Origin of the sequence: Neobacillus sp., assembly GCF_031988165.1 — a bacterium.
GTDB classification, from domain to species: Bacteria; Bacillota; Bacilli; order Bacillales; family Cytobacillaceae; genus Neobacillus; species Neobacillus rhizosphaerae.
This window is the reverse complement of the sequence record NZ_DALZYO010000023.1, coordinates 58769-82819: the sequence shown is the minus strand read 5'-3', so window position 1 is coordinate 82819 and position 24051 is coordinate 58769. Positions and strand designations below refer to the sequence as shown.

The 24051-nt window shown below is 37.7% G+C and carries 26 protein-coding genes and 1 riboswitch; of the genes, 7 read left to right on the top strand and 19 right to left on the bottom strand.

What is annotated here, in order from left to right:
• Positions 1-159 precede the first annotated feature (159 nt).
• The 3 genes from RTR43_RS15210 to RTR43_RS15200 form a co-directional block, all read right to left on the bottom strand.
• Positions 160-639, bottom strand: coding sequence for a CcdC family protein (locus RTR43_RS15210; protein ID WP_312473082.1), 480 nt, complete (start codon positions 637-639; stop codon positions 160-162).
• A 160-nt stretch (positions 640-799) separates the two neighbouring features.
• The gene (locus tag RTR43_RS15205) at positions 800-1162 is read right to left on the bottom strand and encodes a response regulator (RefSeq protein WP_312473081.1); all 363 of its coding nucleotides are present in this window, start codon (positions 1160-1162) and stop codon (positions 800-802) included.
• Between the two features lie 128 nt (positions 1163-1290).
• Positions 1291-1998, bottom strand: a complete 708-nt coding sequence (locus tag RTR43_RS15200) for a cytochrome c biogenesis CcdA family protein (RefSeq protein ID WP_312473080.1) — start codon at positions 1996-1998, stop codon at positions 1291-1293.
• Positions 1999-2264: 266 nt separating this feature from the next.
• On the opposite strand from RTR43_RS15200, the gene RTR43_RS15195 reads away from it, so the two are divergent.
• The gene (locus tag RTR43_RS15195) at positions 2265-2441 is read left to right on the top strand and encodes an aspartyl-phosphate phosphatase Spo0E family protein (protein WP_248733500.1); all 177 of its coding nucleotides are present in this window, start codon (positions 2265-2267) and stop codon (positions 2439-2441) included.
• A gap of 76 nt (positions 2442-2517) precedes the next feature.
• Here the strand turns inward: RTR43_RS15195 and RTR43_RS15190 are convergent, their stop codons facing one another.
• From RTR43_RS15190 to yneA, 9 genes are all read right to left on the bottom strand, one after another.
• Positions 2518-4311 carry an ABC transporter ATP-binding protein gene (locus RTR43_RS15190; RefSeq protein WP_312473079.1) on the bottom strand — a complete coding sequence of 598 codons (1794 nt, stop codon included), beginning with the start codon at positions 4309-4311 and terminating at the stop codon, positions 2518-2520.
• 1 nt (position 4312) lies between these two features.
• The gene (locus RTR43_RS15185) at positions 4313-6064 is read right to left on the bottom strand and encodes an ABC transporter transmembrane domain-containing protein (RefSeq protein WP_312473078.1); all 1752 of its coding nucleotides are present in this window, start codon (positions 6062-6064) and stop codon (positions 4313-4315) included.
• Positions 6065-6240: 176 nt separating this feature from the next.
• Positions 6241-6465, bottom strand: a complete 225-nt coding sequence (locus RTR43_RS15180; RefSeq protein ID WP_312473077.1) for a YneF family protein — start codon at positions 6463-6465, stop codon at positions 6241-6243.
• 73 nt (positions 6466-6538) lie between these two features.
• The gene (gene sirA / locus RTR43_RS15175) at positions 6539-6982 is read right to left on the bottom strand and encodes a sporulation inhibitor of replication protein SirA (RefSeq protein ID WP_312473076.1); all 444 of its coding nucleotides are present in this window, start codon (positions 6980-6982) and stop codon (positions 6539-6541) included.
• A gap of 192 nt (positions 6983-7174) precedes the next feature.
• Entirely contained in the window at positions 7175-8452 is a 1278-nt protein-coding gene (locus RTR43_RS15170; RefSeq protein ID WP_312473075.1) for a M48 family metalloprotease, read from the bottom strand.
• 303 nt (positions 8453-8755) lie between these two features.
• Complete coding sequence (gene tkt, locus RTR43_RS15165; protein ID WP_312473074.1) at positions 8756-10762, bottom strand: transketolase; 2007 nt, start codon at positions 10760-10762, stop codon at positions 8756-8758.
• A 178-nt stretch (positions 10763-10940) separates the two neighbouring features.
• Positions 10941-11171, bottom strand: coding sequence for a DUF896 domain-containing protein (locus RTR43_RS15160; RefSeq protein ID WP_248733505.1), 231 nt, complete (start codon positions 11169-11171; stop codon positions 10941-10943).
• Between the two features lie 81 nt (positions 11172-11252).
• Positions 11253-11900 carry a YneB family resolvase-like protein gene (locus RTR43_RS15155; protein WP_312473073.1) on the bottom strand — a complete coding sequence of 216 codons (648 nt, stop codon included), beginning with the start codon at positions 11898-11900 and terminating at the stop codon, positions 11253-11255.
• Positions 11901-11914: 14 nt separating this feature from the next.
• Positions 11915-12241, bottom strand: coding sequence for a cell division suppressor protein YneA (gene yneA, locus RTR43_RS15150; RefSeq protein ID WP_312473072.1), 327 nt, complete (start codon positions 12239-12241; stop codon positions 11915-11917).
• 158 nt (positions 12242-12399) lie between these two features.
• Between yneA and lexA the strand changes: the two genes are divergently transcribed.
• The gene (gene lexA, locus RTR43_RS15145) at positions 12400-13023 is read left to right on the top strand and encodes a transcriptional repressor LexA (protein WP_312473071.1); all 624 of its coding nucleotides are present in this window, start codon (positions 12400-12402) and stop codon (positions 13021-13023) included.
• 192 nt (positions 13024-13215) lie between these two features.
• A complete protein-coding gene (locus tag RTR43_RS15140; protein WP_248733509.1) occupies positions 13216-13500 on the top strand; it encodes a DUF4257 domain-containing protein in 285 nt (94 codons plus the stop codon).
• A gap of 111 nt (positions 13501-13611) precedes the next feature.
• Here the strand turns inward: RTR43_RS15140 and glnA are convergent, their stop codons facing one another.
• The 4 genes from glnA to hflX form a co-directional block, all read right to left on the bottom strand.
• On the bottom strand, positions 13612-14946 hold the full coding sequence (glnA, locus tag RTR43_RS15135; protein ID WP_312473070.1) for a type I glutamate--ammonia ligase: 1335 nt from the start codon (positions 14944-14946) through the stop codon (positions 13612-13614).
• Positions 14947-14979: 33 nt separating this feature from the next.
• Positions 14980-15381 carry a MerR family transcriptional regulator gene (locus RTR43_RS15130; RefSeq protein WP_312473069.1) on the bottom strand — a complete coding sequence of 134 codons (402 nt, stop codon included), beginning with the start codon at positions 15379-15381 and terminating at the stop codon, positions 14980-14982.
• Between the two features lie 137 nt (positions 15382-15518).
• Positions 15519-16790 (bottom strand): methionine gamma-lyase family protein, encoded by a 1272-nt coding sequence (locus RTR43_RS15125; protein ID WP_312473068.1) that lies wholly within the window; start codon positions 16788-16790, stop codon positions 15519-15521.
• Between the two features lie 14 nt (positions 16791-16804).
• Positions 16805-18064, bottom strand: a complete 1260-nt coding sequence (gene hflX / locus RTR43_RS15120; RefSeq protein WP_312473067.1) for a GTPase HflX — start codon at positions 18062-18064, stop codon at positions 16805-16807.
• A gap of 198 nt (positions 18065-18262) precedes the next feature.
• On the opposite strand from hflX, the gene RTR43_RS15115 reads away from it, so the two are divergent.
• Positions 18263-18868: a trimeric intracellular cation channel family protein gene (locus tag RTR43_RS15115; protein WP_312473066.1), complete on the top strand. Its 606-nt coding sequence runs from the start codon at positions 18263-18265 to the stop codon at positions 18866-18868.
• 41 nt (positions 18869-18909) lie between these two features.
• Here RTR43_RS15115 and spoVK read toward each other — a convergent pair whose 3' ends face one another.
• The 3 genes from spoVK to miaA form a co-directional block, all read right to left on the bottom strand.
• On the bottom strand, positions 18910-19857 hold the full coding sequence (gene spoVK / locus RTR43_RS15110) for a stage V sporulation protein K (protein ID WP_248733514.1): 948 nt from the start codon (positions 19855-19857) through the stop codon (positions 18910-18912).
• 219 nt (positions 19858-20076) lie between these two features.
• Complete coding sequence (gene hfq / locus RTR43_RS15105; RefSeq protein WP_088086525.1) at positions 20077-20307, bottom strand: RNA chaperone Hfq; 231 nt, start codon at positions 20305-20307, stop codon at positions 20077-20079.
• Positions 20308-20333: 26 nt separating this feature from the next.
• Positions 20334-21290, bottom strand: a complete 957-nt coding sequence (miaA, locus tag RTR43_RS15100) for a tRNA (adenosine(37)-N6)-dimethylallyltransferase MiaA (RefSeq protein WP_312473065.1) — start codon at positions 21288-21290, stop codon at positions 20334-20336.
• A 301-nt stretch (positions 21291-21591) separates the two neighbouring features.
• On the opposite strand from miaA, the gene mreBH reads away from it, so the two are divergent.
• The 3 genes from mreBH to RTR43_RS15085 all read left to right on the top strand — a co-directional run bounded on the left by mreBH (position 21592) and on the right by RTR43_RS15085 (position 23865).
• Positions 21592-22599 carry a rod-share determining protein MreBH gene (gene mreBH / locus RTR43_RS15095; RefSeq protein ID WP_312473064.1) on the top strand — a complete coding sequence of 336 codons (1008 nt, stop codon included), beginning with the start codon at positions 21592-21594 and terminating at the stop codon, positions 22597-22599.
• Positions 22600-22965: 366 nt separating this feature from the next.
• A complete protein-coding gene (locus tag RTR43_RS15090) occupies positions 22966-23274 on the top strand; it encodes a DUF202 domain-containing protein (RefSeq protein ID WP_312473063.1) in 309 nt (102 codons plus the stop codon).
• A gap of 84 nt (positions 23275-23358) precedes the next feature.
• Positions 23359-23446, top strand: a riboswitch (cyclic di-GMP riboswitch).
• Positions 23447-23505: 59 nt separating this feature from the next.
• A complete protein-coding gene (locus tag RTR43_RS15085) occupies positions 23506-23865 on the top strand; it encodes a response regulator (protein WP_312473062.1) in 360 nt (119 codons plus the stop codon).
• Positions 23866-24051: the final 186 nt, after the last annotated feature.

The window sequence follows — 24051 nt, the reverse complement described above, 5'->3', positions numbered from 1 at the left end:
ACACGGTGAGAGGAGCGAACCGATGTTGACTTATCGTAGGGAGAAGAGCGAAGTCCACAAGCCGATGGCGCCTGGAGCTGGACATTTCTCGAAGTCCGATGTTATAAATTCTTTTATTAAAATAAAAACACTGACTCCAAAGAATCAGTGTCAGAAATTTTATATCATTTTTATTCCGTGAAGCTCTTTTTTGAGTTTACTGAATGACCTATACATTGCAACACGCCACGGTACAATCATGCTGAAGGCAAGGAGGAAGAACATTCCACTTAACTGTCCAATATCAATCGTACTACTTAAAATTGTTTTTAATACAAGACGAACTACTAACAAACCGACTAAAATAAAAATAAACGCCTTGGACCGCTTTAAATAAATATTATTATCGCGAATTTCAAATTTAGAGGTTTTGATTAGTAGAATAGAAAATAGCATCCCAACGATTACGGCCTCTAAAATTTCCTTTGGGGTAAGTCTGAATTCTGGAACAATGTACATAAGTGCTCCGCTGGCCATGAAAACAGGCGGCAAGATAATCTTTTTCACATTTGTAGGTTTCTTTGCGGCCTTCATACGAACAATCAGAACAAAAAAGCCCATAAAAACTGCTCCGATTGAAGAAATAACTAAGTAGTTCATTGGAATCATTCTTCCCTTATCAAATTATTTACTAACTCATTATATCTCAACTAATCAATGTTGTTAAAAATTTTCAACTGAATTTCTGATTCTATTATTAATGTGCATAAATAACCTATACAAAAAAAAGGAAAAACCATATTAGGATATTCCTAAATGGTTATGATTTCAAGGCTCTATTAATTGCTTCTATAACTTGACAATCATCAAAAGGCTTGAGAATAAAGTCTTTTGCCCCTGATTCAATCGCTTCAACAATAATTTTATGCTGTCCCATTGCTGAACACATAATAATTCGCGCATCAGGAAACTCGCCACGAATAACCTTGGTTGCTTCAAGTCCACTCATTTCAGGCATCGTAATATCCATGGTAACAAGATCTGGTTTTAATTCGCGGTAAAGTTGAATAGCCTTATTGCCATTATCTGCTTCCCCTACGACCTCATGGTTATTTTTATTAATAATTTGATTTAATTTCTCTCTCATTAATTTAGTATCATCAACAATTAATATTTTTGCCAACAACCTTCCCCCTAGAACCCCATCCACGTCAACAAAACTACCATCTAGCATCCTTTGAAAACCATAGAAACTACGATTAAAAATATTACATTTTATTTTTTTAGGAATATCTTATTATTCAATGGAAATTAAAATCCGATAAAGTCCCCAAATATTATAGAGAAAAATCCTATGATTTTTGTCATCCAGTCAAAAAAGAGGATAACCCCCATTACAAGCATAATATAGCCGCCAATTTTCATAATCTTCAAACTGTGAGTCTTAATCCACTTCATTTGGCCGACAAAGAAGGATAAAATGAAAAATGGAATCGCGAAGCCAAGGGAGTAAGCAATCATGTATAACATACCCGAACTAGGATTCTGTCCAGCAAGAGTGATAACGAACCCAAGAATTGGACCAGTACATGGTGTCCAGCCAGCAGCAAAAGCCATTCCGATTAAAATAGATCCAATATATCCCGATGGTCGATTTTTGAATTCAAATCGTCGATCCTTCATTAAAAACTCGGGTTTAAAGATACCAACAATCATCAAACCAAAGAAAATAATAAAAATCGCTCCAAGCTGGCGAATTAAATCTTTGTATTCACTGAAAAAATTCCCAAGAAATGAGGTTCCAAATCCGAGCGCTACAAAAATGAGGGAAAAACCAATTAAGAAAAATAACGTATGTAACAGACTCCGTTTTTTCAGCATGGCATTTTCACTTTTTAATTCCCCAACAGACATTCCTGTGATATACGAAAGGAATGCAGGATAAAGAGGTAAACAACAAGGTGAAATAAAGCTTAAAAACCCTGCACCAAACGCCATAAAAATATTTACATCAGACATATTAACACTCCTACTATAGTCGATACTTTTTCATTCTAACAAAACTTTTATCCAAAAGATAATGATTAACATGAATATTTTGTGTCTCCAATCATTCCACTTCAAAAAAATTTCATTTTTTCCAATTCACACCCTATATTATTGGGTATTATTTTACAAATCTCTTTGAAGTAATTTACATTATAGGTTATACTAGTAAAACAATGCCATTTTAGTAGTCTTTTAATTACCTTATATTAGGAGTTACTCCGGAAAGGACATCGGCCGTGATCAAACAGGATTTAGTTACATTAATAGAAAATAAGCGAGCTGAATTAATCCACGTCGCCATAACCAACGGCTTGACTTCCTCCGTTGCAATTCGCTACAGCCAGGAACTTGATAACCTTTTAAATGAATATAATAGAAAATATATTAAAAAAGTTCCATCGTCAGTCTGTTAGTACTTTTAAACTTTTACAAAACACAGAAAGAATAAGCATACTAAAAGCCTGGCTTACTGCTCCAGGCCTTTTTCTATTAATTAACAATATCTTCAAGATGTTCAACAGCCCCGTTTTGCAGCAAGAACATTTTATGGTATAAACCTCCATAAGACAACAGTTCCTGATGGGTTCCGCGTTCGACAATTTCCCCTTGATGCAGGACAAGAATTAAATCAGCATCCTGAATAGTTGATAGACGATGGGCAATCGCAATCGTAGTCCGACCTTTGCGCATTTTCGCTAGTGCCGTTTGAATTGCTTCTTCTGTTTCCGTATCAATATTGGCAGTTGCTTCATCTAGCACCAATATTTTGGGATTCGCTGCAATCGTCCTTGCAAAGGCAATCAATTGCCGCTGTCCACTGGAGAATGTTGCTCCTCGCTCTACTACCCGATGGTCAAAGCCACCTTCAAGCCTTTCAATAAACAAATGGGCCTGAACAAATCTCGCCGCCTCTTCCACTTGGTCATCAGTCATTCCTTGATTGTGAAGGCGAATATTATCCTTTACCGTTCCATAAAACAAAAACGGATCCTGCAAAACGAGGCCCATTTTCTCTCTAAGCTCATCCTTAGTAAAGTTCCTTATCGATTCTCCATCAATCAAAATTTCCCCGCGTTCAAATTCATAAAACCGCAACATTAGATTAATGATCGAGCTCTTTCCACTGCCGGTATGCCCGACAAGTGCAACCGTTTCCCCTGGATTAGCCGTAAAGGAAATATTTTTTAAAACGTCTCGTTTTCCATCATAGGAAAAACTTAAGTTTTTAAACTCTATTTTCCCCTGTTGAATAGCAATACCAACCTCTTCTTTTTGTGCAGGCGCTAATTCTTCCTCATCCAACAATTTAAATACGCGTGAACCGGCGACAATGGCTTGCTGGAATAAGGAAAGTCTCATCATCATTTGGTTAACTGGTTCAAAGAAACGATCCAAATAATTGATAAACGCATAGATAACCCCAATTTCAATACTGTGTTGGAAGGACGATATTCCAAAATAGCTAAGGACAATAATAAGAGCAAAAATATAAATCAGGTCAATTGCCGGCCTTAACAACAAGCCATCAATTTTAATATTTTTCATCCCAGCCTGGTAGTGCTTCTCATTAATTGCACCGAACTCATTACGTAGGCGTTTTTCCTGACGAAAAACTTGAATAATCGCCATTCCTTGGAGTGACTCGGCAAGCTTCGCATTCAATTGGCTCAACCTTTCGCGCATATCAAGGTAATAGCGCGAGCTTAATTTTCTGTAAAGATTCATCACATATAATAAAATTGGAATAATGATGACGCAAAACAAGGCAAGCTTTACATTCAAAATAAACATGGCAATGAAAATACCTGTCAGCAAAAATCCACTTTGAATAAACGTGGCAATGACGGTGACAAACATATCCTTAATTGCTTCAGTATCATTCGTCACTCGGGACACGATACTTCCCGCCGGTGTTTTATCGAAATATTTTAAACCTAGCGACTGCACCTTTGAAAAAACATCTATCCGTAGTTGCTGGATAATGTAGAGGGCAATCTCTTGAAATTTAACAAATTGGAAAAACATCAGAACAGCTTTAACGACTTGAATTCCCAAATAAACCGAGCCAAGAATCAATAATGGCTGAAACGCAAGCTTCCCGGGTGTCAAATAATCATCGATGAATATCTTGACTAAAAACGGCAGGAAGATGTCTCCTATGGTTGTTAATAGCAGCAGGATGAATGCGATACTGATCTTTTTCTTATGTGGTTTAGTATAGGAAAGAAGACGGTATAAGATCTTTCTTTGCTCACGTTCTGATAGCTGTATTTTCTCTTCCATATTAATGTCCTCCATGCTCCACCAGTTCCTCTAGCTGCTGGTGTAAATACATTTCCTTGTACCAACCGTCCAATTCCATAAGGTCCTCATGGGCACCTCGTTCAATAACCTTTCCATCTTCAAGTACAAGAATTAGATTGGCATGTTGAATCGCACTTAACCGGTGTGAGGTAATAATGGTGGTTTTTCCTTCACGATTCTGTCTTAATGACGAAAGGATCGCTTCCTCTGTTTTGGCATCCACGGCTGATAAGGAATCATCAAGGACTAATACCTCGGGACTCATTAACAGTGCACGGGCAATCGAAATTCGTTGTTTCTGGCCGCCTGATAATGAGACCCCTCGCTCACCAACAACTGTATTATAGCCATCAGTAAATTGGAGAATATCGTCATGGATGTTGGCTAATTTGGCTGCTTTCTCGATATCCTCCATCGATGCTGACGGGTCTGTAAAGGCAATATTTTCAGCTACTGAAGCCGAAAATAAGAAATGATCCTGTGGGACATAGCCAATCGCTTCCCGTAATCTATTCAGCTTATAGTCCTTCAATGCCCGACCACCAAAAAGAATTTCCCCTTGGTAACCCTCGAACTCGCGAATTAGCAGCTTTAACAGTGTTGTTTTTCCTGATCCCGTCTTACCAACAATCCCGAGTGTCTCACCTGCGTTTATTGTAAACGACACATCGTTTAAGATTGGCCGTGAATCACCTGGATAGGTAAATTCAGCAATTGTAAATTGGATATCCCCATAAGGCATCACGTCCAAAGAATTGTCGGTATCAGTGATTTCTAACTTTTCCCTAAGAAGTGCGGCAACCCGGTCGTAAGAAGCACGACCGCGTTCGACGATGTTAAACAGCCAGCCAAACGCAAGCATTGGCCAAATCAATAAACCTAAGTAGGTTGTAAACGAGATTAATTCTCCAATCGATAATTCACCATTAAGTACATATTTCGCTCCAAATGCAATTGATAAGAAAAAGGAAATCCCGACAATTATCGAAATAGTTGGGTCATAGAGGGAATCTATTTTTGCGACCACAATATTTTTTTGCACAACATCTTCCGATTGTTTCCGGAAATCCTCAATATCTTCTTTTTCCTGGCCAAATGTTTTAATTACCTTTATTCCGGTCATACTTTCCTGTGTTTTATCATTTAATGAAGAGAAAGCTTCTTGTGCTTTATAAAAACTCCGATGTAACATCGTCCCAAACCAGCTTGTCAACATAGCCATAAAAGGCATCGGAATTAAACAAATTAACGTTAACTTCCAGCTGATTGTGAATGCCATCGCGATGATAACAAACCCGCCGGTTGAAAGTGAGTCAACGAGTGTCAAGACCCCTGCCCCCGCCGTTTGCTGGATAGCTGACAGGTCGTTAGTTGCATGGGCCATTAAATCGCCGACGCGACTTTTCTGATAAAACGATGGGGACATATTGGTAAAATGCTGATACAAGCGATTTCTTAAAATTTTGCTAAGTTTAACTGATGAGCCAAAAATCATAATTCTCCAATAATATCTTAGTCCATACATTGCAAGCCCAACTGCGATAAGTACGATCATCCACTGTGCAAGCATGCCTTTAGATATCGTTCTGTCATTAATATGATCGGCTAAAATTCCGATCACCTTAGGCGGTACCAACTGCAGCATTGCCACTAACAATAAAATAAAAATCCCCGATATGTACGCTTTTTTCTCCTGTTTAAAAAACCAGCCTAACTCTAAAAAAACTTTCATTAAAACACCCCCAAAACAACAAAAAATTAATCCTTGTTTCATTTGATCCATGATCAATATTTATTCCCCACACTGAGATTCCTATTTTATCAAATATTCGTAAAATAATAAAGATTTAGATATGTTTCCTTTAAAGCACAAAAAAAAGCACCCATATTTAAATGAGTGCTTGTCTGTTATTTTGACTGCTGCTTGTTCATGGCTGCCATCATTTGGTTGATCTTCTTCTGCGATGGTTTTTGCCCCATTTGCATCATCATCATTTTCAGCATTTGTTCATTAATTGGCGGATTTTTCTTTAAATAGCTCATCATATATTTACGAGCAATGAAAAATCCTAGTGCTACACCAGCGACTAATGCTAGTATACCAACTAGAATTACAAGACCAGTAGTACCCATTCAACTTCCTCCTTCATGTTGTCTACCATACAGTGTACTAAATAAAATAGAATTAGACAATATCTGCTTTCAATTAGATAAATTTTCTTTCCTTAATTGGCTTTAACCAACCATAGCGCTGGTGTTCGAGGTCTAACGCTAAAAATGAGGTTTCACATTTGCGAAGAACTTCAAAAAATGCTGTCTCTGCCTCATAGCTACCCCCAGCCTCTACTGTAATTAATTCCTGAAACACTTCCAATTTTGCCGTACTTAGCTTCCCACTTAATTCAATTGAGTATGCACCATGAACCGCCTTAAATCCCTTTATTCTTCCAAGCTGCTTTTGAATAAGCTGGTGAATTTTTAAAGCCTCTACCCTTTTGGTTATATATGATATTTGTTTTTTAGTAATAAATTTAAGCTCACCGTCCGCCTTTTGATGTTCCTGAAAAAGCTGATAAAACAAGCGCTCTCTTCCGAAGTAATGGGCAGCAAATTCATCTTCTATTAAATAAAGCTGATATTTTCTCACCATTGTTCTCTCCTTCGTTGAAACCCTTTTATCTATTATAAAAAATCACAAACGAAACATTTGTCTCTTGGTGGCAAAAACTTTCACTATTTTTGTCGATTAACTGGTTTCTAAACAAATCTATTATGAATTAGGTAGATTATTGATCAATCCTTATAAAAAAGTATTCCGTTCTTTTTAATGTAAAAAATATAACTAATTTAACCAATAATATCGATAGTCTTCAACTGCAATCTCGTGAATGTGTTCCTTCATTGCATCAAGCTCAGCTACCAACATTTTCGCTTTCTCTGGACGGATGGTAAAACTGCCCGAGAGATTTTGCTTTTCAATGAATTGAATGCGAAAAGCAGTCGGAGGGTGTGTTGCATCTAATTGGAATCTCTCCCGCTCACACCTTAATTTATACCTTTTTTTCTCCCGTTCCGGCATGGCTGCAAGTCGTGATCTAAATTCATCTATTACATTTGTCGCCCCATCATTTAAAGAAACATTTGAAAGGGAATGATTAAAAATATCATCATAATGCAGTTTTTCTAAGGCTGTCACTAGATCTTGACTTCCGCACGTTTGAGCAGCTCGATAATCTGCTAAATATTCTCCCTTTTGCGAGTTGTTCCAAACGAGATGGAGTAAAAACCAAAAGAATAAAAATGGAATTTGCGCAAGAATTTTCATTAAAAAATTTGTCACCATATCAAGCAGACTATACTCAAAGGTTTGATTTGAAGGGACTGGGTCCAATAGAGAATACCAATCAAATAAAGTGCTCAAGGCAGTTCCAATATAAAAGCCATAGGTTAAATCTTTATTAAGATAATGTCCTAATTCATGAGCGATAATGGAGCATTGTTCTTCAGGAGTGAATGCAGCGAAAAGAGGTACACCGATCTTAACAATTGTTCTTCTCCTCCAGCCTATTTTCATAATAGAGGCATTATATTTTTCATTTATGATGATTCCATCAATCTTTTTCAACCCCATCTTGTCAGCTAACTCATCCATTACTGCATAGGTTGTAGGTATTTCTTCACGAGGGATAATCCATTCCTCTTTTTCCAATTTACCAACCCTGGGTCTCGTAAACCAAGCAATTCCAACTAATAAAAGCCCCAAAAATAATGATATAAATGAGAAGGAATGGATAAATAATAAATACAGTCCAAATAAAAATGAAGCAAAACTCAAAGTATGAACAAAAGTTGCTATTAATAATGCCAGTCCATCGATAAATGAAAATCTTGACCTCAAATTTTCTCTATTGATCATTTTATTAAAAATAAACTGACCACTTTTTTCTCCTAAATGCTCATAAAGTTTCTCAATTTGTGTTTTCTTTTTTTCTTCTTGTATGGGATGCAAATTATACCCGCATTCACACCAAGAGATATATCCAATATGTAGTGGAATGCTTTCATGGCAATCTGGACACTCTTGAAACAATTCTATTTGATCTTTAGTCAAACTATTCACCCAATGGTCACCCCGAAATAATAAAAATTTGCTTCTATTATAAATGTTAATGCTTCCATTTTATATACTTTTTAGTTAATTCTTAAATTTAATATTGATTCTTAGCTGAAGCGATTTGCTTATTGGCTCATTTTAGAGAGGCTTTGGCTCAAAAATTTTGATTTATGGCTCATTTTTTCAAGTTTTGGCTTAAATTTTTACCTTTTTGGCTCTATTTCTTGGATCATTGGATATTTTTCCATATTTTAACAATAAAACACACAAAAAAAAGAGAACGGATATTCCGTTCTCTCTCATATTTTATTATTTTTGTAAAAGCTCTTTTACTCGGGCAACGACGTTATTTACTGTAAAGCCGTATTCTTCCATAATTTTCTCACCTGGTGCAGATGCTCCAAATTTGTCGATTGCTAATACATCACCTTCGTCACCGGTATATTTGTGCCAGCCGAAGGAAGCACCCACTTCAATTCCAAGGCGCTTTTTCACACTCTTTGGAAGAACTGAATCTTTATAATCTTGGGATTGTTGCTCGAAGCGATCCCATGAAGGCATACTTACTACAGAAACATGAACCCCTTCTCCAGCAAGTGCTTTTTGTGCCTCAACAGCGAGGCTTACTTCTGAACCAGTTGCCAGCAGTAAGGCATCTGGAGTTTTATTTTCAGCAGGAGAGACTACATATGCTCCTTTTGAAACTCCGTCATATGCATTTGTGTCAGTACCTTTTAATGTTGGTAAATCTTGACGAGTCAAGATAAGTGCTGTTGGTTTATTTGTGGATTCAACCGCTAGCTTCCAAGCTGCTGCTGTTTCATTACCATCCGCTGGACGAATGATTGATAATCCAGACATCGCGCGTAATGCTGCAAGCTGTTCGACAGGCTCGTGTGTTGGTCCATCCTCTCCAACGGCAATGCTATCATGAGTAAATACATAAGTAACAGGTAACCCCATTAATGCAGCTAGTCGAATCGCTGGACGCAAGTAATCAGAGAATACAAAGAATGTTCCACCAAATACTTTTACACCACCATGAAGCGCAATACCGTTCATTGCAGCACCCATTGCAAATTCTCGGACACCAAACCAGAAATTGCGTCCTTCATAAGAACCAGGCATATAGTCTTTTGTACCTTTAATCATTGTTTTATTGGAACCGGCAAGGTCAGCTGATCCACCAATAAAAATAGGAAGATTTTTAGCAATACCATTTAAGACTTCACCAGAAGATGCACGGCTTGCAAGACTCTTACCTTCACTGTAAACTGGGATATCTTTGTCCCATCCTGCAGGAAGTTCATTGTTTAATGCTTGTTGCAACTGAGTTGCTAGTTCAGGATATTCCTTTTTGTACTGAGCAAAAAGGTCATTCCATTCTCTTTCCTTCTTCTCACCATTTTCAACAATGAGTTTTTGGAAATGGTCATATACTTCTTGTGGTACATGAAAGTCTTCTTCGAAAGTCCATTTATAGGCTTCTTTTGTAAGCTTAAGCTCTTCTGCTCCAAGTGGTGAACCGTGAACTCCTGAAGTTCCTGCACGGTTTGGTGAACCATAACCAATCGTCGTTCTCACTTCAATCATTGTTGGTCTGTCCAGATCATTTCGAGCTTCTTCAAGAGCTTTCGCAATTTCTTCAAGATTATTACCATCTTCAACCCGGAGATATTGCCATCCGTATGCTTGGAAACGGCCCTTAACACTCTCAGAGAAAGACATATTTAAGTCGCCATCAAGAGAAATATCATTGGAATCGTATAGAACAACTAAACGTCCTAATTTTAAATGTCCTGCAAGCGAAGCAGCCTCCGCAGATACACCTTCCATTAAGTCACCATCGCCACAAACGCTGTATGTAAAATGGTTCACAAGTTCATAATTATCTTTATTATAAACACTTGCGACATGGCGTTCTGCCATTGCCATTCCAACTGCCATTGCAATTCCCTGGCCAAGCGGACCTGTTGTTGCTTCTACGCCTTCTGTGTGACCATACTCAGGGTGTCCAGGTGTTTTACTTCCCCATTGGCGGAATTGTTTTAAATCATCCATTGAAAGATTATAACCAGATAAATGAAGCATGCTGTATAACAACGCAGAACCATGACCTGCTGATAATACAAAACGATCACGGTTAAACCAATGAGGGTTCTTTGGGTTCTGGTTCATGAAACGGGTCCACAATGTATAAGTCATGGGTGCAGCACCCATAGGCATCCCAGGATGTCCTGAGTTTGCTTTCTCGATTGCATCAATAGAAAGCGTACGGATAGAAGTAACGGATAAATCATCAATAGTATTAAACATGAAATACATCCTTTCTTTGTTACGTGAATACTAAATACAACATTAATATTATATTGCTACTGTTGATAATTCAACAAATAGCACTAAAATAAGGAACAAAAGTCACTTTGTTTTTTATTTTGACACATAACTGGCTGGTATATGTAAAAAAAGGAATACAAATTGTATTCCTATTTGATTAATGAAGTGTATTTTTTTTCCGGGCTTTTATTTTTTCCGGTGTTACGTCATTACCTTCTGGATCAATGAACTTTGTATTTGTTAATGTATCAAGCATTTGAGAACGAAAAGTTGCCAAATACTCACTTCTTAATTGAGATTGCTCTCTCGCTTCTGTTTCCGTTAATCCGGTTGCTTTTGCTTTTCTTGCAAGCTCATTGATTCTAGCCATTTTTTCCTTCGATAGCATTCAAGAACCTTCCTTTCGGTAAAGAATCAGTACAGAGAAATGATTTTACTAAAAAAAAAGCCTTTTGACAAGGCAAAAGGTCTATTCATCTTGTGATTCCATATATTCTTGATACCTTCTATGTACGGTTGCTTTAGAAATATTATATTTAAAACCTCTTAGAATTGCGGCAATTTCCGCAAAGGTCAATCCATTTTTTCTTAACCTTACAATTTCTTCAACTGGGACATTTATTTTGTCCCTGCCAGATGCTTCACCTAGATTTTTTAGATTTTTTTCAGGATGATAACCTTGTTGAACTGCACGTTTCATTCCTCGCTTGATTTTAACATTATGAAGTTTTCGCTGATACTCCTCCACCATACTAACGATTTTCAAAACCATAGAATCCGATTCTGAAAGTTGCAATTCGCCATTATGAGAAATGCTATAAAGTTTCGTACCTTCTTTCATTATGCAATGTAAAAGAGCTATTTTGGTGTTCCCTCTACCAAGACGTGTTTCATCCTGGATTAACAACGCTTGTACCTTTTTATCTTTTATTCGTTCTAATACTTGTAGTATACCTTCTCTTTCAAAATCATAGCCACTTGCCTTTTCTTTTATAATTAAATCTATTTCAAATTGTTGCTGATTCGCGAGCTGGACTAATTCCTCTTCCTGGCGTTTTAATGAAGACTCTTGTGTTTCCTTATTTGTACTTACACGGCAGTATATGATTGCTTTCATATAAAATTCCCTTCCTAATCGCCAATGGCACTAGCTAATTCTGTGGTTGAAGATGAAGATTTTTTATTGACTGGAATGATGATTTCTTCACCTGGAAAAATTTGATCACTAACATTTTTATTGTGATTTTTTACCCAGCTAACGAATTCCTCATTCGTAAGTGAGTGCAGATCGGAATATTGATTCGAAATTCCCCAAAGTGAGTCTCCTTCAGAAATCTTTACCTTTAAGTATTTATTTTGATCAATGGATTGTTTTTGAACCGATAAAATGAAAGCTAAGGAACAGCTTAAAAGGATTAGAGTAATAGCATACGAATATTTGCTCCATAAATTTTTCATAATGACACCTCTTTTAGGAATGTACGTTCTCTTTATTTAATTTTATTATAAAACGAACATTTGTTTGTTGTCAACAACCTTTTCGAACTTATGTTTGTATATAATATGCGAACATGCTATAATAGAGACAACATTAACCAGGCGAGGTGCATTTTATCATGGTAAAAATATCAAAGCGACAGCAGGATATCCTGGACTTCATTAAAGACGAAGTTAGGAGTAAGGGATATCCGCCTTCTGTAAGGGAAATTGGCGAAGCAGTTGGATTAGCATCTAGTTCTACTGTTCACGGTCATTTAGCAAGGCTGGAAAGTAAAGGCCTTATTAGACGGGACCCTACGAAACCAAGAGCAATCGAAATCTTAGAAGTCGATGTAGCAGCGCATATTCCTAGAAACAAAGTAGTCAATGTTCCCGTAGTTGGGAAAGTTACAGCAGGTTTGCCAATTACAGCAATCGAAAATGTTGAAGAGTACTTCCCGCTACCAGAAAGTCTAGCGCCAGCAGATGAGCAGGTATTTATGCTAGAAATCATGGGTGAAAGTATGATAGAGGCGGGGATCCTTGACGGCGATTATGTTATTGTTAAACAGCAACAAACCGCTAATAACGGCGATATTGTTGTGGCAATGACCGAAGAAGACGAAGCTACATGTAAGCGATTTTTTAAGGAAAAGGACTACATTCGCCTGCAACCTGAGAATTCTACTATGGATCCTATTATTCTAAGGAATGTTTCGATACTAGGAAAAGTCATTGGGGTTTATCGACATATCCATTAAAACCAATAAGAGCAGGCATCCGCCAGCTCTTTTTTTATTGGGAAAAATCTTTGAAAATACCATTTCTCTGTTGAATATATTGAAAATTCAATATATTTACCCATGCTGATATTGTAAATCTTTCATATAATAGAACTACACCATGATTTACCTTAGGTCCAAAAATTATAGGCTTAAGGAGTGTGGGAAACAGTGTTAAAGGACATTATTTTCTCTTTAGTGATTGGTGGGTCGGTTGGAATCATTGGACATGTTCGCAAGTACGGGAAAATTATTATGCCTCGAAAAACAAAAAAATTCATTTACCTTGGTTTTCTAGAAGAATTGCTTCTAGGTGCAGTTGCTTCACTTCTACTTGTTCTATACACAGCTCCAAATTCATTTGTAGAGATTATTATTTTTTCAATCATTGCAGGAATTGGTGGTGATGCCGTCCTTAATCGATTTAAACTATTAAATTCAGACAATGAGAAATAAGAAGGCAAGAAAAATACCAAGTGGGGATTAACTCCACTCGGTATTTTTTATCCAGCTATAAAAATGGAATTAACCCGAAGCACCATTCCGGTACCAAGGGTTAATTCGTTTTTAATACATGCTCATATATTGGTCGCGTTCCCATTGGTGAACGACTGTTCTAAACATATCCCATTCAATTTCTTTCGCTTCCACAAAATGCTCGAAAATGTGTTCTCCAAGTCCGGAAACAATCACTTCATCCGCTTTTAATTGTTCTAATGCCTGAGCTAGTGTTGCTGGAAGATCTATGATTCCTTCCTCAATTCTTTCTTCTTTGCTCATTACATATATATTACGATCAACTGGTGCAGGAGGTGTTAATTTAGTTTTAATTCCCTCTAAACCTGCTTTTAAAAGTACGGCCATTGCAAGATATGGGTTAGCTGCTGGGTCCACACTTCTCACTTCAACACGTGTACTTAATCCACGGGAAGCTGGAATACGGATTAATGGTGAACGGTTTTGAGCAGACCATGCGACATAACATGGAGCCTCATAGCCAGGAACCAAACGTTTATAAGAATTTACAGTTGGATTGGTTACTGCTGTAAAGCTTGGTGCATGTTTTAGGATTCCTGCAATAAACTGACGGGCTGTATCACTCATCTGAAGGTCACCCGTTGGTTCGTAGAAAGTATTTTCACCATTTTTAAATAAAGAAAGGTTCATATGCATTCCCGAACCATTTACACCGAATAATGGTTTTGGCATGAACGTTGCGTGCAAACCGTGTTTACGAGCAATCGTTTTTACTACTAACTTGAATGTTTGAATTTGGTCACAAGCAGTTAAAGCATCTGCATATTTAAAGTCAATTTCGTGCTGTCCTGGTGCTACCTCATGGTGTGATGCTTCGATTTCAAAGCCCATTTCTTCCAATTCGAGGACAATGTCACGACGGCAGTTTTCACCAAGATCTGTTGGAGCTAAATCAAAATATCCACCACGGTCATTTAACTCTAAGGTTGGTTCCCCATTTTCATCTAGTTTAAATAAGAAGAATTCTGGCTCTGGTCCAAGGTTGAAATCCGTAAAGCCCATCTCGCGCATTTCATTTAGAACGCGTTTTAAGTTGTTACGTGGATCTCCGCCAAAAGGAGTGCCATCAGAATTGTGGATATCACAAACAAGGCGGGCTACTTTTCCTTTTTCTGCCGTCCACGGGAAAATTACCCATGTGTCGAGATCTGGGAACAAATACATGTCAGATTCTTCAATTCGGACAAAACCCTCAATCGAAGATCCATCGAACATCATTTTGTTATCAAGTGCTTTTTCTAATTGGCTGATGGGAATTTCGACGTTTTTGATAGTTCCAAGAATATCTGTGAATTGCAGGCGAATAAATTTCACATTTTCCTCTGATGCCAACCGCTTAATGTCTTCTCTTGAATACTTTGCCATTTTAAAACCTCCAATGTTTAAATAACCTCATCTTTAGTGAAAAAAGCGTGATATATCGCCCTGGCGCAAAGAGGAACGATTTAATCTTCCTGAATGCATTAATTCGTTACGAAGAAGTTTTCTTAGCTGCTCATTCGTTAAATCAGGCTTTGCTTTTTCCGTTTGCTTCTCCATCATGTTAGCTTGCTGGAGTTTGACCAAGAATAACTGTTTAATACCAGCCATATTTACTCCTTGATCAATTAAATCCTTAATTTCTAAAAGTCTATCAATATCATTTAAACTAAAGAGCCGCCTGTTCCCCTCGGTTCTTGCCGGAGAAATCAATTGGTGCTCTTCATAATAGCGGATTTGTCTTGCTGTTAATTCTGTTAGCTGCATGACAGTTCCGATGGGAAACAACGGCATGGAACGGCGAATTTCCTTTCCACTCACCAATTTCTCCTCCCTTTGGTTAAATTATATTGTTATTATATTTGGTGTTAGAAAAGATGTCAACAACATGTTAGATAATCTAACATGGTTTTTGAATTAAAAAGGACAGCTTGTTTGAAGCCGCCCCTTTACCTATATTAATTCAGTTCAATTAATCCTTTTTCAACTAAATGATCCAACGCAAGACACACAGCCATTTTTACATGGGCATAAGTTAAGCCGCCTTGAACATAGGCTACATATGGTGGCCTAATTGGCCCATCTGCAGTAAGTTCAATGCTCGCCCCCTGAATAAAGGTTCCCGCTGCCATAATGACATCATCCTCGTACCCGGGCATATAGCTAGGGTGCGGAGTAACGTAGGAATTAATCGGTGAGGCAAATTGAATAGCCTGGCAAAAAGCAATCATTTTCTCACGATCATCGAACTGTACGGATTGAATTAAGTCCGTCCGCTCGGCATCCCACTTAGGTGAAGAATTCATTCCTAACTTCTCCAAAAAGGCTGACGTAAATACAGCACCTTTTAACGCCTGGCCCACCACATGCGGTGCTAGGAAGAAACCTTGATACATTTCTTGCAGACTATAGAGTGAAGCACCAGCTTCTGCCCCGATACCGGGAGATGTCATGCGGTAGGAACATGCCTCGACCCATTGTTTTTTACCAACGATATATCCGCCAGTCTTGGCAATGCCGCCGCCAGGATTTTTAATCAGTGATCCAGCCATTAAATCAGCACCTACATGGCACGGCTCCAGTTCCTCGACAAATTCCCCATAACAGTTATCGACAAATACGACTACATCCTGTTTAATTTCTTTAACAAACTTAATCATTTTACCAATTTCCGCAATCGTAAAGGATGGTCTTGTTGCATAACCCTTTGAGCGCTGAATTCCAATCATTTTTGTATTTGGTTGGATTTTCTTAGCTAAAGTCTTCCAGTCGATTCCTCCTTCTTGTGTCAGCGACACACTATCATAGGAAATTCCGAATTCCTTTAATGAACCAACCCCATTACCACGAATTCCGACAATTTCTTCAAGTGTATCATATGGTTTTCCAGTTATATAAAGGAGCTCATCCCCAGGGCGGAGGACACCGAATAAGGCAATTGAAATGGCATGTGTGCCGGAAATGATTTGCGGGCGTACTAAACCTGCTTCACCGCCAAAGACATCTGCATATATTAATTCCAGCGTATCTCTGCCAATATCATCGTATCCATATCCGGTTGATGGAATAAAATGCGAATCACTCACTCTTTTGTTTTGAAAGCTTCTCAAAACCCGAAATTGGTTTGTTTCAATTCTTTCGTCGATTTCTTTATGAACATCAGCGATTTGTTGTTCGACTTCAATTACAATTGGCTGAAGTTTTTCCCCGTTTTTTAACTGTTGAAACATGCTGTGACTCCTATCTACATTTTAAATTTCTGTAATTGTCCTGTTATTTGATGATCTTCGAGTGTATAACCCTTGCAGCGATAAAACTGCTTCTCCTCAACAAAGGATAACTCTCTTAAGATTGTCTCATTTTTTAATTGAGAAAGAAGCTTTCCTTCAGTAGAAGGAACCTGCACGTCATATGGAACCATCATTTCCATAACAACCTTTTCGATTTTTTCCTTTAAGGCATGACGGTCCTCTTTATCAAAGGCACTAATAAAGGCAGTTGGTGTTTTAGCAGTTGGAACGAAATCAGGATGCTGGATATCCTTTTTATTATAAACCGTTAATTGTGGGATATCTTTAACACCTAAATCCTCAAGCAATTTATGAACCGTTTTTTCGTGATGGAAATAATCCGAATTTGACATATCGACAACATGGAGAAGCAGATCGGCTTCTTTAACTTCTTCTAAAGTCGAACGGAATGCCGCAATAAGGGCTGTTGGCAGGTCTTGAATAAATCCAACTGTGTCGGTAATCAAAGCTAAAAACCCACTGGGCAAAATCAGTTTCCGCGTCATCGGATCGAGCGTAGCAAACAGTTGATTCTCCTCAAACGACTCCGCTTCCGACAAACGATTAAAAAGGGTTGATTTTCCAGCATTTGTATAACCAACAATAGCCACCTGAAAGGCTTTATTTTTCTTTCGTCTCTCCCGGTATCTCTCGCGGTGCTGAACAATTATCGATAATTGACCTTTAATATCATCGATTCTGCGTCGAATGTGACGGCGATCTGATTCTAGCTTCGTTTCCCCAGGTCCTCTCGTTCCAATCCCAGCACCGAGACGAGATAAGGCGACACCCTGACCAGCTAGGCGGGGAAGTATGTATTGCAATTGTGCAAGTTCAACCTGCAGCTTGCCCTCTTTAGAGCGAGCCCTTTGCGCAAAAATATCTAATATTAATTGAGTCCGATCAATGATACGCGCATCTAATTCCGAAGAAAGATTCCGCTTTTGACTTGGCGACAGCTCGTCATTAAAAATGACTAAATCTGCTTCGACTTCATCAACTAGCGCTTTTAATTCTTCGACTTTTCCTTTCCCAATATAGAAAGCCGAGTGGATCCGGTCACGTTTTTGAACGACCGACATTACCACTAAACCCTTTGCCGTCTCAGTTAATGAACTTAGTTCTTCCATTGAATATTGAAATCGAATATCATCAACACGTGGCGTTTGACAGCCCACCAAGATTGCTTTTTCGAAGGTTACTTCTTGTTCCAAGCTAGCACCCTGCTTTCCTCATTTTTCTTTTCTCATCATACCAAAAAAGGATTCAATACTCTAATTTATCAGAAGAATATTTGTTGAAAAATTATTTTCCCATGTTACAATCATATTGTTTGCATTGAAGATTTTTGATTTTTTTTAATTAATTTTAATCATAGATTGTTAGTATTCATCAAGGAGAAATCAGACAATATGACATGGGAAGTTTTAAGTATGATTGGCACGATTGCCTTTGCTGTCAGTGGAGCCATTGTTGCTATGGAAGAAGAATATGATATTTTAGGGGTTTATTTATTAGGAATAGTCACCGCTTTTGGCGGAGGAGCGATACGGAACCTGTTAATTGGAGTCCCAGTATCCGCATTATGGGAACAAGGTCTTTTTTTTCAAATTGCCTTATTAGCAATTACAGCGGTATTCTTATTTCCAGCAAATCTTCTACGGCACTGGCAACGATGGGGCAACCTATTTGATGCGATTGGGTTATCGGCATTTGCGATTCAAGGCGCTATCTATGCTGCAAAAATGAACCATCCAATCAGTGCCGTTATCGTTGCGGCTGTTTTAACCGGAATTGGCGGCGGAATTATTCGTGATTTATTAGCAGGAAGAAAACCTATCGTATTGCGTTCAGAGATATACGCAGTTTGGGCGATTCTTGCAGGTCTAATAATTGGACTGAAGATTGCTACGAATTCTTGGGAATTGTATATCTTGTTTGGTCTTATTACCGTCCTTCGCGTCCTTTCCTATACATTCGATTGGAAGCTTCCAATTAGAAGAATTAGAGCACTCTAAAAAAATCGACGGATTCCCGTCGATTTTTTTTATTGGAACTGTTAATCTTCTTCGAACACCAAATCATTGCTTCTGAGGGTCATTAATTCATGCCTATCGTAACTATTTAGCATTAACAGCCTCATTGCTTGGGCCCGGACCGATTTCTCAATGACATTACGGACATATCTTCCGTTTGAAAAACTATTAGGATTTAACACCGCCTTAACCCAAATTAGATGATCTTTTAATTTCTTTTCGGCCTCGTGGCTCAAAGTGTACTCTCTCTCAATTAACATTCTTCCTGCAATATCCATCAACTGGTCAATATTGTAATCTGGAAAATCAATGACTAATGGAAAGCGGGAATGAAGTCCGGGATTTAAGGTTAAAAAGTATTCCATTTCACGGGAATATCCGGCAAGTATAAGAATAAATTCATGCTGCTTATCCTCCATATGCTTTACAAGTGTATCGATAGCTTCCTTGCCAAAATCCTTCTCACCGCCGCGACCCAGTGAATAGGCTTCATCAATGAACAGAATACCGCCATTTGCCTTCTTAATTAAATCTCTCGTTTTTTGGGCTGTATGGCCGATATATTCACCAACCAGGTCAGCACGCTCAGCCTCGATTAAATGACCTTTTGTTAACACATTCATTTTTTGAAACAGCTTACCAATTAGCCTCGCAACAGTTGTCTTCCCCGTGCCTGGATTCCCTTTAAACATCATATGAAGGGCTTGTTTTCTTGCTTTCAGACCCATATCCTCACGCTTTTTGTTCACATAAATCCAAGCATATATTTCTTTTATCATTCGTTTCATTTCTTCCATGCCAACCAATGCCCCGAGCTCCTCTTCGATTTCCTTTAAAGCTGCATGCTCAGGGGGAATGACCTTTGGAACAACTTGAAAATCGGGTAATTCTTTCGTTACTGTTTTTCTTTTTTGTGAATCGAGAACAACTCTTATTTGACCGTTACTTTTCATTCGAAATGGTTGATCCAAAGCTTTCACCTCTCAATCTGCAAACAGTGTACGTAAGGTAGCTTGATTAGGCTACTCAGAAATTCCGATTGCATTTAGTGCACAATGGAAAGCACAATCCTTCATTCTATGTGTATTCACGAACCATAAATTTCATTAAAAAAGATTTCTCCAAACAAAAACAAGGATTGAAAAATAAAAAAGAGCCCATCACTTTCTGGGCTCAATTGATTAAAATATTTATTGATTATCCAATTCTAGTTGAACATTCCTTTGTGGAGCAAAGGTTGAAATGGCATGCTTATATACCAGCTGCTGCTTTCCCTCTGATTCAAAAAGTACGGTGAAATTATCAAAACCTTTAATTTGTCCTCTTAATTGAAAACCGTTTAGAAGGAAGACCGTAACGTGAATATTGTCTTTACGGCATTGATTTAAAAATTGGTCTTGAATATTAATCGTCGTTTTCATTTGTATATCCTCCTCTTTTATCTCTACTAATATGTATTCGATTTTACTTGAAGCTTTCCTTCAACATAATGTGAAATTTCCTTTATTTTTTTTGCAAAATTGTTCACATCCGTCATATCAAACCATTCTACCACCATCTTGTTCCGAAACCAAGTCAATTGCCTTTTGGCATAGCGTCGGGAATTTTGTTTTAAATTCTCGACCGCCTCTTCTAATGTAACATATCCATCTAAATATTGATAAATTTCTTTGTAGCCAATCGCTTGTATCGATTGATACTCGCGTAAATCCTGGTCATATAAGATTTTCACTTCCGCAATAAGTCCTTCCTTGACCATGTTATCAACCCGGAGGTTAATACGCTCATAAAGGCTCTCCCGTTCCATCGATAAACCAATTAGTGCCGTATTGTACAGGAGCTCTGGCTGTTGTCTGCTTTGAAATTCTTGCATCGTTTTACCAGTCAGATGAAAAATCTCAAGAGCGCGAATCACCCTTCTCACATTGTTTGGATGGATATGCGATGCACTATCTGGATCAATCTCCACTAATTCCTGATACAACGCATTACTTCCAATTTCTCTTACTCTTTCCTCAAGCTTAAGACGAAAGGTTTCATCTCCCGGAACATCAGAAAATTGATAATCATAAATGATGGACTGAATATACAACCCAGTCCCACCGACAATAATGGGAAGTTTTCCTTTTTCAGCTATCTCCGTTATTTTAGCCCGTACAAGGTGTTGAAATTCAGCAACAGAAAAATTTTCAGAAGGCTCTTTTATGTTAATCAAATGGTGGGGAATTCCTTCCATTTCATCCTTCGTTATTTTTGCAGTCCCAATATCCATTCCACGATAAATTTGCATCGAATCCCCGCTGATAATTTCTCCGTTATACCGTTTGGCCATTTCGATACTTAATTTTGTTTTTCCTACTGCTGTTGGTCCAATGATAACTAATAATTTTTGTTTTAAATCCAAAATTTTCACACTGCCTTATTTACATTATCAGTGGAAGTAATCGTTTTTGTTCGCTTCCACGCTTACATCGTATCATATATTTGAAAAGCAGTTGAACATCAAATCAGTATATACAATATAAATCTTTTCTATGCTTATGTAAAAGACTTTTTTTATCCATGTTGCTTCCAAAGAAGGGAAGTTTTTCATGTAAATTTACAAAAGGATAACGGTTCATTTACAAACTGCTTTCTACCCCCACTTTCATGATAGGCTTGAACGTAGCTTATTTTGAAAAAATATTAAGGAATTAGGTGAAGAAATGCTTTCAAATTTTGATATGGGAATTGATTTAGGAACAGCAAATATATTGGTTTATAATAAAAATAAAGGGATTACCCTTAATGAGCCCTCTGTGGTAGCCATTGATACAAGAACAAAAAATGTGGTTGCAGTCGGACTGGATGCAAAAGAAATGATTGGAAAAACTCCTGAAAAAATCGTTGCCATTCGCCCTTTAAAGGATGGAGTCATTGCTGATTTTGATGTCACTACAGAAATGCTGAAACACGTTATGCGAAAGGCCACAAAAAAAATAGGCTTTGCCGTTCGTAAACCCAATGTAGTTGTTTGTATTCCATCCGGATCCACAAGTGTTGAACGGAGAGCGATTCATGACGCAGTGAAAAATGCTGGCGCCAAAAAAATTTCGTTGATTGAAGAACCAGTTGCAGCAGCAATTGGGGCCGGATTACCTGTAGATGAACCTGTTGCCAACGTGGTTGTCGACATTGGTGGCGGCAATACAGAAGTTGCGATTATTTCCTTCGGTGGGGTAGTTGCTTGCCATTCGATAAAAATTGGCGGAGATCGCCTGGATGATGATATTATTCAGTTTGTTCGTAAAGAATACAATTTATTGATTGGCGAAAGAACAGCAGAAAAAATAAAAATGGAAATTGGTTATGCACTTATTGATCATGAGGAACTTTTCATCGACGTACGTGGTCGGGATCTTGTGTCTGGCTTGCCGAAAACAATTAATCTTTCATCCTATGAAATTCGTAATGCGTTGAAAGAAGCACTTCAGCATATTTTAGAAGCGATCCGGGCCACACTAGAAGATTGCCCTGCCGAACTCAGTGGTGACATCGTCGACCGTGGTGTAATCCTCACTGGCGGCGGATCACTAATGAATGGGATGGAGGAGTGGCTTAGCGAAGAAATCTTTGTTCCTGTTCAGCTAGCTCCAAATCCGCTCGAATCGGTGGCAATCGGAGCTGGAAAATCGCTTGCATATGCGAGTAAAATTCTAGCAGAAGTGAAATAAGACAACTCTATTATTTGTGCAATCATTTAACAAAAAGGCTGAAGGACTAACCCCCCTTCAGCCTTTATATATTTTCTTGGTTTTTGCCTTGTAATAAAATCTAGGTCACAATTTACTACTTGGTCACCGTTCGACAAAGTTTTTCCGAATCTCTGTCACTGCAAATTACAGTACTCATCCAGAGTAAACGTTCTATATACTTGTTTTCATAATATAGAAAGTGGCTAAATATTAATGAACGTTACTATTATTGATGCTGACAGACTTAATAATGAGTGTTCAATTCTTTAGCCAACTTTATTTACTCTTAAAAATTACGTTCTTTTGGCATACTATATGTAGTATTTAGTAAAAAGGAGGAGTAATATGAGCAGAAAGAAAAATGCACCAAATGAGAACTCTCTATCTCCTAGTGACTTGTTCGCAATGGAAAGTACCCTACTAGCAATGGAAAGAACAAAATTAGCCATTGATAGAACACTATTAGCCTATATACGTACGTCCTTGACATTCTTTGCGGCTGCTGCAGCCCTTATAGAGTTTTTTGATAAAAGTATAAAGTTCAAAATCACAGCGTACATAACCATCTTTTTAGGAGCAATTCTCCTTTTGATTGGGTTTTATAATTATTACCGTTCAAAGAAATCAATCAAAAAAATACAATTGTTTAAATAATTAAATTTGCAAATTGGCATTTCAAATATTTCTTTGACTTATAAATGCGACAAAATATTACTTTTTGCGACAAAATGTGCTAAACTTTGAAAAAGGCAAATTTTACGAAAGTAAAAGACGCAAAGCCACGGACCTAAAGCAAAATTTTTGTTATGGTAGCCGGGCTGCAAATATGCTGTGCAAAGTACCCCTTTCCTAATTTGCCTTAATATTAAAGGAAAGGTGTTTTAAATGTGTAAAACCATATTAATTGCTGACGACTCAAGGTTTAGTAGAAATTTAATAATGGATATCTTACATAGAGAAGGCTTCCAAGTTTTTTTTGAAGCTTCAGATGGTGCAATTGCCGTCGCTTTGTATAAAAAAAAGTCTCCAGACATTGTGTTACTTGACTTAACTATGCCTACTTTAAATGGTCTAGATGCCTTAAGAAGAATAATTGAATTTGATCCAAGTGCAAAAGTAATTATTTGTTCCGCAATGGGGCAAAAAGGGTTAATTGTTGATGCAATAAAATCTGGAGCAAAAGACTTTATTGTAAAGCCATATTTTAATGATCTCGGTCCAGCAATTAAAAAACTATTTAGTTAATTAGCATTTCATATTGAAGTGCTATTTTTATGCCACATAATAAGAGAACATTTCATAGATCTTTTTCTTCGTACCTGGCTTCACCTTTTTCGCAAACTTTTATTAAATATTGTCACGTTACACCCTTTGTACAAGATTCATCGGCAGAGAATTTTTCAAAAGTGTTTCGAATAACGAGCTCTGAGC